The organism is Flavobacterium sp. Root935 (assembly GCF_001429295.1).
GTDB lineage: Bacteria > Bacteroidota > Bacteroidia > Flavobacteriales > Flavobacteriaceae > Flavobacterium.
This window is the reverse complement of record NZ_LMJL01000001.1, coordinates 192,559-206,740: the sequence shown is the minus strand read 5'-3', so window position 1 is coordinate 206,740 and position 14,182 is coordinate 192,559. Positions and strand designations below refer to the sequence as shown.

Below are 14,182 nucleotides of genomic sequence, written 5' to 3'. Positions count from 1 at the left end.
CAACATATAAACGATTCAACGTATTCAATGAAAACACATTTCATCGCCATTGGCGGAAGCGCTATGCACAACCTTGCATTAGCATTACATAATAAAGGATATCAGGTTACAGGAAGTGATGATGCTATTTTTGAACCTTCAAAATCAAGATTAGACAAGAAAGGAATTCTTCCTGCAGAATTGGGTTGGTTTCCAGAAAAAATCACTTCGGATATCGATGCGATTATTTTAGGAATGCACGCAAAAGCTGATAATCCTGAATTATTAAAAGCGCAGGAATTAGGTTTGAAAATCTATTCGTATCCAGAATTTTTATACGAACAATCTAAAAATAAAACTCGTGTTGTAATTGGTGGTTCTCACGGAAAAACTACTATTACTTCGATGATTCTTCATGTAATGCATTATCATAATATCGCTGTCGATTATATGGTTGGAGCACAGTTGGAAGGTTTTGATACAATGGTTCATTTAACCGAAATAAACGATTTTATGGTTTTGGAAGGTGATGAGTATTTATCTTCGCCGATTGACAGACGCCCGAAATTTCATTTGTATCAACCCAATATTGCCTTGATTTCTGGAATTGCCTGGGATCATATTAATGTTTTTCCAACCTACGAAAACTATGTAGAGCAGTTTGAAATTTTTATTGAAAAAATTACAAATGGGGGAATTTTAGTGTACAACGAAAATGATCCAGAAGTAAAACGTGTTTCTGAAGCAGCAACAAATCCGATTAGAAAAATTGCTTACAAAACTCCAGAGTATTCTGTCAATGATGGTGTAACATTATTAAAAACCCCAGAAGGCGATATGCCAATTGAAGTTTTTGGAGCGCACAATTTGAATAATCTTGCCGGAGCAAAATGGATCTGCCAAAATATGGGAGTAGACGAAGCCGATTTTTACGAAGCAATTGCAAGTTTTAAAGGTGCATCTAAACGTTTGGAGAAAATTGCGGAAGGAAAAGGAAAAGTAGCTTATAAAGATTTTGCCCATTCGCCAAGTAAAGTAGCTGCAACAACTAAAGCGGTAAAAGAACAATATCCAAACAGAACTTTAGTGGCTTGTTTAGAATTGCATACATACAGCAGTTTAAATGCCGAGTTTTTGAAAGAATATGAAGGAGCTTTACAATATGCTGATGTTGCAGTAGTTTTTTATTCGCCAGATGCGGTGAAAATTAAACAATTGGAAGAAGTTACTTATGAACAAATTGCAACCTCTTTCAATAGAAAAGATTTAATTATTTATACCAATCCAGCTGAATTTAAGGAATATTTGTTCAATTTAAATCTCGATAATTCTGCACTTTTATTAATGAGTTCTGGTAATTACGGAGGTTTAAACTTTGATGATGTAAAAGGGTTGATTAATTAGATAATTAGTCAATTTGAAAATTAGATAATATGCCAATCGCTTTATGCAGTTGGCATTTTTTTTATGCTTTAATTTAAATTTTCATATTTGAAATGATCAACAATCATATAACTAGTTGAAAGAAAATAGAACTAAATTTTGTAATTATTTTATTTTAGATAATTAATTTGAATATACTCAATTTAAAATTGATGTATATTTATTGAAAGATTTTTCTTGTTTTTAATATCTTCGTCCCTAATAAAATTATTCTAATTTATGGAAAAATCTAATTTTCCGATCACGGTTTGGTCCGAAGATGATAAGCCTCGCGAGAAATTAATGTTGAAAGGGAAGGAAGTATTAAGTGATGCCGAATTAATTGCAATCTTAATTGGTTCTGGAAGTCGAAATGAATCGGCAGTTTCTTTAAGTAAACGAATCTTATCAAGTGCAGGAAATCTGAATGCTTTAGGGAAATTGTCTATTTCAAGTTTAATGCAATTTAAAGGAGTAGGTGAGGCAAAAGCAATTTCTATTGTCGCGGCATTAGAATTAGGAAGAAGACAAAGAAGTGAAGATGCATTAATATTCAAAAAAATATCTTCTAGTAAAGCTGTTTTCGAGATAATGCAGCCAATTATTGGAGAACTTCCTCATGAAGAATTTTGGGTGCTTTTTCTTAATAATTCTAATAGCGTTATTTCAAAGTCTCAATTGAGTAAAGGAGGTATTACGGGAACTGTCGTAGACGTTAGATTAGTTTTTAAATTAGCCATGGAAAATGGGGCTACTGGTTTGATTTTGTGCCATAATCACCCCTCTGGAAACTTAAATCCTAGTGATGCAGACAAGCAAATTACCAAAAAAATAAAACTTGCAGGAGAAAGTCTAGATGTTAAAGTTTTAGATCATTTGATTATAACTGAATCAAAATATTATAGTTTTGTAGATGAAGGAATTTTTTAATACATGAATACCAAGATTACAGACATCTTTTTTGATTTAGATCACACACTTTGGGATTTTGATAAAAACTCAGAAATGGCTTTTGATCGTATTTTTAAAGAGAAATACGCGGAAATCCCTACCGCAGATTTTATTAAACAATATATTCCTATAAATCAGGAATGCTGGAGGTTATATCAAAATGATAAAATTACACATCAGGAATTGCGTTACAATCGTTTAAAGTTTTCCTTTGATGCTTTAAATTATGTAATATCAGAAGAAAATATCTTTGAAATTGCTAATGATTACATTGAGTTTCTAACAGATAACAATTATCTTTTTGATGGCGCAATAGAAGTTTTGGAATATCNAAAAAAAAATAAATAATGCTTCGCTTGGAGGTTATTTTGCTACTATTACAAATTCGGAATTAGCAGGAGTTAAAAAGCCAAATAGTATTATATTTGATTATGCATTACAATTGGCCAATACTTCAAAAGAAAACAGTATTATGATTGGAGACGATTTTGAAGCCGATGTAAATGGCGCTTTAAATGCTGGATTGGATGCTATTTTCTTTAATGAAAAAAAATTGGATGTTTCCGGAGATTATAAACAAATTAACCATTTATTAGAACTAAAAAAATATTTATAATGATGAAGATTAAACTTTTAATTACTGCAATTTTATGTTCAGTTGTTGGATTCGCGCAGTCTGTTAATGATTACAAAGCTGTAATTGTGCCTCTAAAATATGACTTTATAAAAACTGATAATCAATATCGTTTGGCAACTTTGAGTAAACAGAACTTACTTAAAGCAGGTTTCGAAGCTTTTTATACAAATGAACAACTCCCAGAAGGATATACAGATCGCTGTCAGGTTTTATACATTGATGTAACAAAAGATAGTGCTTTTTTGGTAACTAAACTTATTGTTCAATTCAAAGATTGTTTTGGTCAAGTTGTTTTTACCTCTGAAGTTGGAAGAAGTAAAGAAAAAGATTATGATTTAGCATATAGAGAAGCATTAGAAAATGCTTTTAAATCTGTTTATGCATTGCATTATAAATATAGCGGTACTCCCGTTACAACTTCTAAAACATCATCTGCCCCTGTAAGAACGAATGCTGCCCCTGCAGCAGTTACAACAGTTGCCGCAGCTCAAGTTGTTGCTGTAACTCCATCTCCAGATTTAAAAGATCCAAATTTATTATATGCGCAGCCAACTGAATCTGGATATCAGTTAATAGATAAAACACCGAAAGTAGTAATGAAGCTTCTTAAAACTTCTCAAAGTAATGTTTTCATCGCCATAAAAGATAATGTTCAAGGTTCTTTAATCTTAAAAGAAGATGGACAATGGTACTTTGAATCGTACCAAAATGATAAATTGGTTTCAGAAAAAATTGTAGTTAAATTTTAAAATATAAAATACTGTTTAATAGCCATATTTATCTTTCCAACGGTTCTTTAAAAATTCTCGGTTGCTGTTCTCTCTAGAATTGTTTCCAGGATTGTAAAGAACCGTTTCTTTTATAGCATCTGGCAGGAATTCTTGTTCCGCAAAATTATTAGCATAATCATGCGAATATTTATATTCATCGCCATATCCTAACTCTTTCATTAATTTTGTTGGCGCATTTCGCAAATGAATTGGGACTGGCAAATCTCCAGTTTGTTTTACCAATTGCTGTGCATTTCCAATTGCCATGTATGAAGCATTGCTTTTTGGAGATGTAGCAAGATAAATGGCGCATTGGCTTAAAATAATTCTGCTTTCGGGATATCCAATAGTTGTAACTGCCTGAAAAGTGTTATTGGCCATGATAAAAGCTGTCGGATTTGCATTGCCAATATCTTCGCTAGAAAGAATTAGCATTCTTCGAGCAATAAACTTCACGTCTTCACCGCCTTCAATCATTCTAGCGAGCCAATAGACGGCACCATTTGGATCACTGCCGCGAATTGATTTTATAAAAGCTGAAATAATATCATAATGCTGTTCACCAGTTTTGTCATATAAAACAGTATTCTGCTGTACTAATTCTAAAACACGATCGTTGGTAATCGTTATTTCGTCACCTGAAGATGCATTAATGACTAGTTCAAAAATATTGAGCAATTTTCGGCCATCACCACCTGATAGGCGTAATAAAGCTTCTGTTTCTTTAAGATTGATGTTTTTTGTCAATAAATATGTATCAGTTTTCATTGCACGCTGTAATAACGCTTCTAAATCGGCTTTTGTAAAAGCATTTAGTATATAAACTTGACAACGTGACAATAATGCAGGAATCACCTCAAAACTAGGATTCTCTGTCGTAGCACCAATCAAAGTTATCCAGCCTTTTTCGACCGCAGCCAAAAGTGAATCTTGTTGTGATTTACTAAATCTGTGAATCTCGTCAATAAAAAGAATAGGATTTTTAGCAGTAAACAAGCCGCCACTTTGCTTTGCCTTTTCGATAACATCGCGAATATCCTTTACGCCAGAATTAATTGCACTCAAAATATAAAAAGGTCTTTTTGATTCTTGTGCAATAATTTGGGCAAGAGTTGTTTTTCCTGTGCCCGGAGGTCCCCAAAAAATCAAAGAAGGGATTATTCCTTTTGAAATTTGTTGTGTTAAAGAACCAGTCGGACCAACCAAATGGTGCTGGCTAATATAGTCTTCTAATTTTTGCGGGCGAATGCGTTCTGCTAATGGTGCTTCCATTCTACAAAATTACTATTTTTAGTTTTAGATTTTATTTATTGAAAGTTAAAACAATTGATACTAAGAAGGATTGTTACAATCTGAGACATTTTTATGTTTTTCTTATATGACAAAATATCAGTAAAATATTTTTGGATAGTTTTTTGAGCTCTAACAATTGTTATTGATAAAAATATGAGCGACACAAATTTTAAATTTTCAAATTCTGTTATTGGACTTCCTTTATTTTTTGTCCTTTTTTTGTGGATTATATACTGGATGCAGATTCGCTTTGATTTTGATTTTTATCGATACGGAATTTATCCAAGAGACTTTTTGGGTTTGCGAGGAGTTTTGTTTAGTCCTTTTATTCACGAAAATTTAGACCACTTATATAATAATAGTATTCCGCTTTTAATATTATTAGCAGCGATACAGTTTTTTTACCCGAAACAGACATTTGGAGTGATTGCTTACGGAATATTGTTTTCTGGATTAATTACCTGGATTGTGGGAAGAGAAAATTTTCATATTGGTGCAAGCGGATTAATTTATGTTTTAATAAGTTTTATTTTCTTCAAAGGAATTCAAACCAGATATTATAGATTAGTCGCTTTGTCACTAACTGTTATTTTGCTTTACGGCGGAATGATATGGTATGTTTTTCCTGATGTTGATCAATCTATCTCTTGGGAAGGACATTTGGCAGGGCTTATTACAGGTTTTGCTCTAACATTGTTTTACAGGACACCAGAATATGCAAAACCAATTGTTTACGACTGGCAGCGTACAGATTTTGATCCAAATCAAGATCCGTTTATGAAGCATTTTGATGAAGATGGTAATTTTGTGAACATTTCGAATGATGAAGAAGAAAGCCATATAGAATATTTTTCGTCTAGTTTTCCAGTCAATTACATTGTTACAAAAAAAACTGAATTGGATGACGAAATTTAATTTGATAGTTTTCTTAGCTAAAAAAGATTAAATTTGTTAGTGTAACAGTTTAATTTCAAGCAACATGAAGAAAATAATATTTTTAATTTTATTGTTCTGTTTTGTTTGTAATAGCAAATCTAATGCTCAATGTGAGATTAAAAATAGGATACAGCCAGATGGTAGTATGCAATATTATTTTGATCCTGCTGTCTTTTATACGACAAAATCAAAGTCATTGAAAATTAATATCGTAACAGATAAGGAACATTACTTTGTAGCGTTACAGCCAACTCCTTTTCCAGACAAGAAAATTGGAAAAAAGATTAAAGACGATTTAATAATTCACCTAGCAGACAATAATATTTATAAGCTCGTTCATTATGATACCCAATACCAGAGAAATGATTCGATTATGCAGGTGCTTTATTTAATTGATGAAAAAGATATTGAGGCATTCTCGAATTACGAAGCTGTCATTGCAGAGATTAATATGCAGGGAACCGAATTTGTGAGAAGTTACAATTTCAAACTACATAAAGATGCAATTATTGAGCAGCTTAAATGCTTTTTGAAAAATGAAGAAAATTAGTTATTCTTCTTCATCCTTCGGATTATGATTATTAGCAATTCTCTTTTGAAGATTTCTGAGAAGGTTATTAAAGCTTATTGTTACTGATGCCGCATTAGTGATTTGGTTCCCACTATTTCTAGGTAAAAACTCATTGCAGTACGTGAGCTCAATCTGAATGTCGTCTGAAAATAAATATCCTGCCCCAACATTTAGTCTATTGCGATCAAAAAAACTTTCTCCTGTAACTTTTGTTCCAGATTTTAGATAAATTTCATCAGAAGCAATTGCATATATTACTCCTTCTCTTAAAACTTTGCTGTTTATTGGTTGTATGTATTTTATTTGTTGACGGTATCGAAATACATTTTCGTAGTCATCATCTTGATTTTTCATGTGACGAAATTCCGTTCGCATTCTAGTACTCAAAGTGTAGCCGGTTTTATGAAAGTAATAAATTCCCTGAAGAGCAAAACGCCATTCTGGAGATTCAAATTGTCCAATTTCAGGCACGTCTTTGTTATTGTAATGAGCTATAAAAGTTGAAAATTTCCATCTAGGCAAAAAGTAGTAATGAGCCCAGCCTCGTATAGATCTTTGAATTGTATTTTCGAATAAATTTGAAGAAGATTCAGTACTGCTGTATGCAGCACTTAAGTCTATTTCCGTAGACCATTTTTTGCTGAGAGTCTGATTAAATTGAATCTCATTCCAAAACTGATTGTATGTAGTGTTTTGTCCGTAGCTGTTTGTAATCATCAAGACTACAAACAAGCATCGGAGTATAGCAATTATTAATTTTGGATTAGATTTTGAAAGCATTAATTAAATTTTTAATTATTCATTCTAATCTTATTCTCAATTTTGATTTAGCTTCTTTGACGAACAGCTTCGTATAAAAATGCGCCACAAGCAACCGAAACATTTAAAGATCCTATTGAACCAAACATTGGTAGTTTTGCTTTCTCATCTACTATTTTTAAAACAGAAGGATTTATTCCTCGATCTTCAGACCCCATGATTATTGCTAATGGAGAATCTAGTGCTATATCATAAATATTTTGATCGGTTTTTTCAGTTGCAGCTACTGTTTTAATGCCAGAGCCCTGCAAATAGAATATTGCATCTTTTATATGTTCTACTTTACAAATCGGCACATTAAAAACAGCACCAGCCGAAGTTTTAACCGTATCACCGTTTACAGGTGCAGAACCTGCTTTTTGTACAATGATACCATTTACACCTGTACATTCTGCTGTTCTAATGATAGCTCCAAAATTTCGAGCATCAGAAATTTGATCTAATATTAAAAATAATGGTTTTTTTCCAGATTCAATAGTTGATTCCACAAGATGTTCCAAATCGATAAAACCGATAGGAGAGATGGTGGCAACTGCACCTTGATGATTATTTGGAGTAAGACGATTTAGTTTTTCTACAGGTACATAGGAGAAGTTAATGTTAGCACGTTTCATTACCTTCATTAAATCTTTCATTAACTCACCAGAAATCTCTTTCTGAATGAAGACTTTGTCTACTTCTTTTCCTGCCTGAATTGCTTCTATGATGGCTCTAATGCCAAATATTTGATGTTCTTTTTCCATTACGCAAATATAGGTATAATGTTTATATAAAAAAACCATCCCAAATTAATGGGATGGTTTAATATTTAGATTACTGGAATTAAAATTCTAGTATTCGTCTTCGTAGAAACCAGTTCTTCTGTGACCTTCGTAAGAGTAGATAACTCCAGGCTCATCACTAAATTCAGCATTAAAAGTGATTTTGTCAACTTTATGACCTCCTTTAGAAGTTGCTGCATTTTTTTCTACTTTACCAGCTGTAATGTTTACAGTTCTACTATTGTATTCATTAGTAGCTGCAGATGCTGAAAAAGTACCATCGCTTTTTGTAACAACTTTAACTTTAAATTCAGCAACACTTTCATGATCGTCTAACCATAAACCACCATCGTTTGCAGCAGTGTTATAAGTTGAAAACAAATCGTGTTCAGATATAGCTGTTCCATCTGGAGCAGAAACATTCATAAACCAATCACCAGCTAATGCTTCTACTGAAGTTCCTCCTGGATCTGTATCTCCAACTTCGTCACAAGCTACAAATGACGTAAGTACAAGCATTGCTACAAGTACACGTGTTATATTTAGTTTTAATTTTTTCATTTTAATAATTTTAGATTTGCAATTGAGTTAATGTAGAAACAAAACTATAGTTTGTAGCAGGTGGCGCAAGCCAAGCGCAAGATAACACTAAAGTTTTAGTTGCAGGAGTTACAGTTAAACCTGTAATGTTAGCAACTCCACCAAAGTATTGATTTGTTAATGGGTTTCCTGGGTAAGTGAATGTATTAGTTGGAATATTACCGGCAATTGTTCCGCCTCTTGTTGCAGAAGTAATTCCAATATTTCTTCCTATACTGTACCATCCTCCGAAAGCATCAGATACTCCGTAAGTTCCGTCAGTATTTTTCCAAATGTAGATGTATTTCTGATCTACTGAACTACCTTGAGAAGCTGGTAATAATGTACCATTTCTTCTAGTTGTAGAAAGGTAAACACCTTCGATACTGTTTACTAAATCTCCAGTTTTATATACAATAACTTTTCTGGTAGCAGTTGCTTTAAAACCATCTTTGTTTGTTGCAGTATAAGTTTCAGTGTACTCATCAGGCTGATTAACATCTAATGTTTTAGCACCTCTGAAATTTCCATTGAAAGTCGCTACAGTTTCAATTGTAGCAGATCCTTCTTTGGCAACAACTCCCGGATCTGTGTAAGTTCCACCAGCTGGTACAAATACTGTACTTGCACCATTAACTGTAATAGTAGGGTAGATTGTAACTTTTGAAACGCCTCCAGTTGAGTCAGCCTCACAAGAAGTAAAAAGTAAACCTCCAATAACTACCATTGTTAGTTTTATGAATATATTTTTCATTGTCTATTTTTTATTAGTTAACATCCCACCAAACTGGCTCAGTAATAGCTTTCAAAGCTGGAGCGTTTGAGTTTCTTGATTTTACGTTGTTTGGTAAAACAATTCTTTTTGGGAATTTATCACCTGTTACATTTTCTACAGATACTGCAAATTGTCCAGGAACGTAAGCTTCATTTGTTTGAGGTACAGTAGAAACTCTTGGGAATCCAGTTCTGCTTTGCTCTAAGAATGACTCATAACCATTTCCAGGGAAACTTGCAATCCATTTTTGAGTGATAATTGCTTCAACCTGAGCAGCAGTTCCAGTAGCAGGGAATTCATATTTTCCACCAGCTGCTAAGAATGCAGTAGCAGTTCCTCCAAATCTTGTCATAGCAGCAGTTACACCAGCGTCATATTTCGCTTTTGCACCAGCTCCACCATAGTATCTTGAAAGTGCTTCAGCCTGTAAGAAGTTACTTTCTTCTTTACTTAAGAAAAATACAGGAGTAGTAGCACTTAAAGTTACAGTAGCTAAGTTCGTTACAGTGTTTTCGAAATCTCCCTGATTGTTAGGAACACCAGTACCGTAGTATTTCGCTAAACGTGGATCAGCGTTAGTTTGTAAATAAGTATACAAAGTTTTACTAGCTTTAAGGTTAAGCGTAGTATTTAACTGTCTTCTGTCTGATTCGTACAATGGGTTACTTCTGTCTGCAGCATCTTCAAATTGAGTCATAGCAGCATCAACATCTAAGAATGCAGCACCAGAGTTAATTAAAGTAGTGATTCCAGATTGAGCTAAAGTTGGATCAACTTCTGTTAATCTTAAATGTAATTTTAACAATAAAGTATTACCGAATTTTGTCCAGTTAGTCATGTTACCACCGAAAATAAAATCGTCAGCAGCAGGAGCAGAACCATTAGAAGTACTTAAGTCTTTTGATAAAGCTAATTTTAAATCAGCAATCATTAAGTCATAAACTTCTTTACCAGTATTAAACTTAGGCTGTAGAATGTTTACGTTGTTAGCCTCAGTGTAAGGAATTGCATCATACAAATCTGTTAAAACCTGAGAAGCTTCAACTTCAAGTACAGTAGCAATTAGATAATACTTCCAGTTACCTTCAGCTTCAGCTTGAGCTTTTACTGTTCTAATATCGTTTAATGCATCAAACATTGCAGTGTAACCTACTTGGTAGTCATTTGTTCCGATACTGTAAGAATCCACATCTTTGTATTGGTTAGATGTGTTGTTCTGTGTCCAGAATTGAGACCAGAATCCACCAATGATGGCGTAGTATGATCCCTGAGCACCTGCCAAGCCAGCAATACCTGCTGGAAGAATGGTACTATTTGCTTGTCCAGGAGGCAATGCATCCGGATCTCTATTAATGTCAAATGTTTCATCACAAGACACTAATAAGAAAAGAGCTGTAATTAATGTTACTATCTTTTTCATTTTTCTATATATTTTTTTAGAATGATAATTTTAAAACTCCACCTACTGATCTTTGAGATGGGTTAGTACCGAATTCTCCAAAATCAGAGCCTACACCTGTTCCGTAAGTTCCAGTTTCAGGATCAGTATATGGATTTTCTCCCGGAGTCCACATGAAAAGATTTCTTGCGTAAACTCCTAAAGTAATTTTATTTAATCCCATATTTTTACTTACTGCAGAAGGGAAATCATAATTTAAATTTATCTCTCTTAATCTTACAAAAGTTTTGTCAATTACGTGAGTTTGCTCAATACCAGGGTTGTTTGAAGTATTGTAAAAAGAAGTTACTTTATCCCAAGCAATTGGTGTAGTGTTTTCTGTATATGTAACCGCACCAGTTGTTGCATCTACTTGCTCATTAACTGAGTTAGGAATGATAAATGGTTGTCTGTCATTGTAAACAGTTTCAATACCATTTCCTACGAAGTGAGAAAGTCTTTTTGTGTAAGAGTAGAATTCTCCACCTTGTTTCCAGTCTAAAGATACTCCTAAGTTAAAGTTTTTGTATTTGAAATTGTTTTGTAATCCCATTACGAAATCACGTTGTGAGTTACCAATTTTTTGGATATCGTCACTTACTTCATACATACCAGTTGCAGCATTTACGATATATTGTCCAGCAGCATTAGTTTTTGGTACTTGAGAAAAGAATGTTCCTAATGGTTCTCCTTTTGCAGCAGAATACGTAACTCCGTAAGCAGGCTGTATGTCAATTCTATCAAATCCGTCAGCTAATTTAGTAACTTCACTCATGTTCTTAGTGAACGTATAAGTTAAGTTCCAAGTAAAGTCTTTATTTTTAATTGGGCTAGCAGTAATAGAAAGCTCAATACCTTTGTTTTCTAATTCAGCTGCGTTGATTGATTTAGTAGTATAACCAGTTGATGGGTCCAATGGTAAATTAACAATCAAATCAGAAGTAGTTTTGTGATATAAAGCAATATCATAGCTAATTCTGTTTTTAAAGAAAGATCCTTCAGCTCCAACTTCATACTCCACTGTAGTTTCTGGTTTTAAATCAGCATTTCCAAGTCTTCCAGCTGCCTCATAGAAACTAATTCCTCCAATTGGAGATGCGATGATACCAAAGTTAGCAGCAGCAGATCCTGGAACATAAGAGTTTTCAGTTGCATATGGGCTTGTATCGTTAGCAATTTTAGATGCAGCAGCTCTTAATTTTAAGAATGTATCTCCGTTGTCAATAACAATAGCACCAAGAGATAATGCTGGGTAAAAATAAGCATTATTACCAATTGGTAAAGTAGAAGTTACATCCTCTCTACCTGTTAGAGTCAAGAAATATCTGTTTTTGAAAGCAATCTCAGCAGAAGCGTAAACAGCTCCAGTTTTTCTCATTGAGTTAGCCTGAGTAATTGTTGGTCTAACAGCTGAGTTTGAAAGTTCATAGTATCCTGGGATACCTAAATTTGTAATTGTGTTGAATAGTTGATCAGATTCTCTTTTGTTGTAGTTGAAACCACCTAAAAGATTCAATGTCCAGTCTTCGCTTAAGTTTGTGTTGTAATTTAAGTTGAAGAATGTATCAAATTCACTGAATTCAGATCTTCCTTCTGTTACCCCTCCAACAACTGGATTCGCACCAGCAACTGCTTGTGGAGTACCAGGAAGATAGTTTACAATAGCACCGTAACTTTTTTGTCTTTCATTTCTAAGGTTACCACCAACTTGCCATGTAGCAGTTAACTTATCAGTAATTTTGTAGCTTAAGTTAACGTTACCAAAAATATTGTGTCCGTAAATTTTTGTGCTATTCTCATTAAGTGAGAAATATGGGTTTGTAGCGTAAGGAGTAAAATAGTAATCCGGAGTGTTAAAAATGTTGTTTTTGTAATCTCTTAAGTCAACCACACTAACATCTCTAGGAATTTGCAATAAATCTTGTTGCAATGTAGAACCTTGTCCTGCATCGTCACCCTGACCTGCATTTACAACACTCTGATCTTTGTATACATAGTTTAAAGAAGTTCTTAGAGTGAATCTTTTTCCTTTTAAACCTCCATTGAAACCAATAGATTGTTTTTTGTATAAGTCAGATTCAGTTGGAACAACTCCATCACTGTTTACATTAGAAAATACTAAAGAGAAATCTGAAGTATCTCCACCACCGCTTAAGTTTACAGATTGAGTAGAAAGAATACCAGTATCATAAAAATCTCTAACGTTGTCATTTAATCCAACATATGGTTTGATTTGCTGAGTTCCGTTGTATACAGTACCCCATGGTCTAACTTCTCCGTTGAAAGCAGGTCCCCAAGAACCGTTCTCGTTACTATAAGAATTAGTTCCAGAATATCCAGCACCATTCCACCCTTGTCCAAATTGATTTTGTAAATGTGGAACTCTTGCAACTTCGCTAAATTCAGTAGAAGCCAACATATCAACTTTAATACCTGTGTTAGCTTTTCCTTTTTTAGTAGTAATAATGATTACACCACCCCCTGCTCTAGAACCGTATAAAGCAGATGCAGCAGCTCCTTTAAGAACTGTCATACTTTCAATATTATTAGGGTCAAGGTCAGTAATACCGTTACCAGCATCGTAAGATCTTGTTGAAGATGTTGATCCTGTATAACTATTGTTAATTGGAGATCCATCAACTACGTAAAGAGGTCCACCAGGTTGAGTAATAGTGTTGAAACCACGAATTACAACCTTTGTAGAAGCACCTGGTTGAGATGGAGCAGTAATATCAACCCCTGCAATTTTACCAGAAAGTGTTTCAAATGGGTTCGTGTTAACTACTTGTGTAAGCGCATCTGCTTTTAAAGTTGTAGTTGCGTAACCAAGAGCTTTTTTCTCTCTTTTGATACCGAAAGCTGTTACTACTACGCCTTCAAGTTCTTGGGCTCCTGCATCTGCTAGTTTTACATTTACAGTAGAAGAACTTGCTGCTACTTCTTGAGTTTTCATCCCAATGTAGCTAAATACCAAAATTTGGCTTGGTGATACTTTGATCGAAAATTTACCATCAAAGTCAGTTTGTGTTCCCGTTTTAGTTCCTTTAACTAATACACTAACACCCGGTAAAGGCATTCCTGCATTGTCAGAAACTGTCCCAGAAACAGCTCTTTCTTGCGCAAATGATAATTGCGCAACTAGTACTAGTAAAAGTACTAAGAATCCATTGAACTTTAGTTTCATTTTTAAATATTTTGAATTAGTATCGCAAAACTCTTAATAATTTGTTAACTTTCCTAATAAAAAAAAT

At 33.8% G+C, this 14,182-nt stretch carries 13 protein-coding genes and 1 pseudogene; 7 read left to right on the top strand and 7 right to left on the bottom strand.

Annotated features, from left to right (window positions below):
* Positions 1-27: 27 nt before the first annotated feature.
* From ASE40_RS01035 to ASE40_RS01020, 5 genes and pseudogenes are all read left to right on the top strand, one after another.
* Positions 28-1,383 carry a UDP-N-acetylmuramate--L-alanine ligase gene (locus ASE40_RS01035; protein WP_057114942.1) on the top strand — a complete coding sequence of 452 codons (1,356 nt, stop codon included), beginning with the start codon at positions 28-30 and terminating at the stop codon, positions 1,381-1,383.
* Positions 1,384-1,641: 258 nt separating this feature from the next.
* Positions 1,642-2,331: a RadC family protein gene (gene radC, locus ASE40_RS01030; protein WP_057114941.1), complete on the top strand. Its 690-nt coding sequence runs from the start codon at positions 1,642-1,644 to the stop codon at positions 2,329-2,331.
* 3 nt (positions 2,332-2,334) lie between these two features.
* A pseudogene (locus ASE40_RS22205) lies at positions 2,335-2,683 on the top strand (noncanonical pyrimidine nucleotidase, YjjG family); the annotation flags it as partial.
* A gap of 1 nt (position 2,684) precedes the next feature.
* Positions 2,685-2,968: HAD-IA family hydrolase (locus ASE40_RS22200; RefSeq protein ID WP_241774306.1), on the top strand; the 284-nt coding region annotated here is incomplete at its 5' end.
* Complete coding sequence (locus ASE40_RS01020; protein ID WP_082586725.1) at positions 2,968-3,738, top strand: hypothetical protein; 771 nt, start codon at positions 2,968-2,970, stop codon at positions 3,736-3,738. The genes ASE40_RS22200 and ASE40_RS01020, both read left to right, overlap by 1 nt.
* Positions 3,739-3,753: 15 nt before the next feature.
* Here the strand turns inward: ASE40_RS01020 and ASE40_RS01015 are convergent, their stop codons facing one another.
* Positions 3,754-5,031 carry a replication-associated recombination protein A gene (locus tag ASE40_RS01015; RefSeq protein ID WP_057114939.1) on the bottom strand — a complete coding sequence of 426 codons (1,278 nt, stop codon included), beginning with the start codon at positions 5,029-5,031 and terminating at the stop codon, positions 3,754-3,756.
* Between the two features lie 174 nt (positions 5,032-5,205).
* Here ASE40_RS01015 and ASE40_RS01010 point away from each other — a divergent pair, with 174 nt between their 5' ends.
* Both ASE40_RS01010 and ASE40_RS01005 read left to right on the top strand, forming a co-directional pair.
* The gene (locus ASE40_RS01010; protein WP_057114937.1) at positions 5,206-5,967 is read left to right on the top strand and encodes a rhomboid family intramembrane serine protease; all 762 of its coding nucleotides are present in this window, start codon (positions 5,206-5,208) and stop codon (positions 5,965-5,967) included.
* 64 nt (positions 5,968-6,031) lie between these two features.
* The gene (locus ASE40_RS01005) at positions 6,032-6,538 is read left to right on the top strand and encodes a hypothetical protein (RefSeq protein ID WP_057114935.1); all 507 of its coding nucleotides are present in this window, start codon (positions 6,032-6,034) and stop codon (positions 6,536-6,538) included.
* On the opposite strand, the gene ASE40_RS01000 is transcribed toward ASE40_RS01005, so the two are convergent.
* The 6 genes from ASE40_RS01000 to ASE40_RS00975 form a co-directional block, all read right to left on the bottom strand.
* A complete protein-coding gene (locus ASE40_RS01000) occupies positions 6,539-7,339 on the bottom strand; it encodes a DUF2490 domain-containing protein (RefSeq protein ID WP_057114933.1) in 801 nt (266 codons plus the stop codon). It abuts the gene before it with no gap.
* Positions 7,340-7,386: 47 nt separating this feature from the next.
* The gene (gene rlmB, locus ASE40_RS00995) at positions 7,387-8,121 is read right to left on the bottom strand and encodes a 23S rRNA (guanosine(2251)-2'-O)-methyltransferase RlmB (RefSeq protein ID WP_057114932.1); all 735 of its coding nucleotides are present in this window, start codon (positions 8,119-8,121) and stop codon (positions 7,387-7,389) included.
* Positions 8,122-8,208: 87 nt separating this feature from the next.
* The gene (locus tag ASE40_RS00990) at positions 8,209-8,700 is read right to left on the bottom strand and encodes a lipid-binding protein (RefSeq protein WP_057114930.1); all 492 of its coding nucleotides are present in this window, start codon (positions 8,698-8,700) and stop codon (positions 8,209-8,211) included.
* A gap of 10 nt (positions 8,701-8,710) precedes the next feature.
* On the bottom strand, positions 8,711-9,472 hold the full coding sequence (locus ASE40_RS00985) for an immunoglobulin-like domain-containing protein (RefSeq protein ID WP_057114928.1): 762 nt from the start codon (positions 9,470-9,472) through the stop codon (positions 8,711-8,713).
* Between the two features lie 13 nt (positions 9,473-9,485).
* Positions 9,486-10,913: a SusD/RagB family nutrient-binding outer membrane lipoprotein gene (locus ASE40_RS00980; protein WP_057114925.1), complete on the bottom strand. Its 1,428-nt coding sequence runs from the start codon at positions 10,911-10,913 to the stop codon at positions 9,486-9,488.
* A 16-nt stretch (positions 10,914-10,929) separates the two neighbouring features.
* Positions 10,930-14,115, bottom strand: a complete 3,186-nt coding sequence (locus ASE40_RS00975) for a SusC/RagA family TonB-linked outer membrane protein (RefSeq protein ID WP_057114924.1) — start codon at positions 14,113-14,115, stop codon at positions 10,930-10,932.
* Positions 14,116-14,182: the final 67 nt, after the last annotated feature.

Excerpts from the sequence above, each read along its gene's own strand:
- radC (WP_057114941.1), top strand. The coding sequence starts at position 1,642 with ATGGAAAAATCTAATTTTCCGATCACGGTTTGGTCCGAAGATGATAAG.
- ASE40_RS01005 (WP_057114935.1), top strand. The coding sequence starts at position 6,032 with ATGAAGAAAATAATATTTTTAATTTTATTGTTCTGTTTTGTTTGTAAT.
- rlmB (WP_057114932.1), bottom strand. The coding sequence starts at position 8,121 with ATGGAAAAAGAACATCAAATATTTGGCATTAGAGCCATCATAGAAGCA.
- ASE40_RS00975 (WP_057114924.1), bottom strand. The coding sequence starts at position 14,115 with ATGAAACTAAAGTTCAATGGATTCTTAGTACTTTTACTAGTACTAGTT.
- ASE40_RS01000 (WP_057114933.1), bottom strand. The coding sequence starts at position 7,339 with ATGCTTTCAAAATCTAATCCAAAATTAATAATTGCTATACTCCGATGC.
- ASE40_RS00985 (WP_057114928.1), bottom strand. The coding sequence starts at position 9,472 with ATGAAAAATATATTCATAAAACTAACAATGGTAGTTATTGGAGGTTTA.
- ASE40_RS00980 (WP_057114925.1), bottom strand. The coding sequence starts at position 10,913 with ATGAAAAAGATAGTAACATTAATTACAGCTCTTTTCTTATTAGTGTCT.
- ASE40_RS00990 (WP_057114930.1), bottom strand. The coding sequence starts at position 8,700 with ATGAAAAAATTAAAACTAAATATAACACGTGTACTTGTAGCAATGCTT.
- ASE40_RS01010 (WP_057114937.1), top strand. The coding sequence starts at position 5,206 with ATGAGCGACACAAATTTTAAATTTTCAAATTCTGTTATTGGACTTCCT.
- ASE40_RS01015 (WP_057114939.1), bottom strand. The coding sequence starts at position 5,031 with ATGGAAGCACCATTAGCAGAACGCATTCGCCCGCAAAAATTAGAAGAC.
- ASE40_RS01035 (WP_057114942.1), top strand. The coding sequence starts at position 28 with ATGAAAACACATTTCATCGCCATTGGCGGAAGCGCTATGCACAACCTT.
- ASE40_RS01020 (WP_082586725.1), top strand. The coding sequence starts at position 2,968 with ATGATGAAGATTAAACTTTTAATTACTGCAATTTTATGTTCAGTTGTT.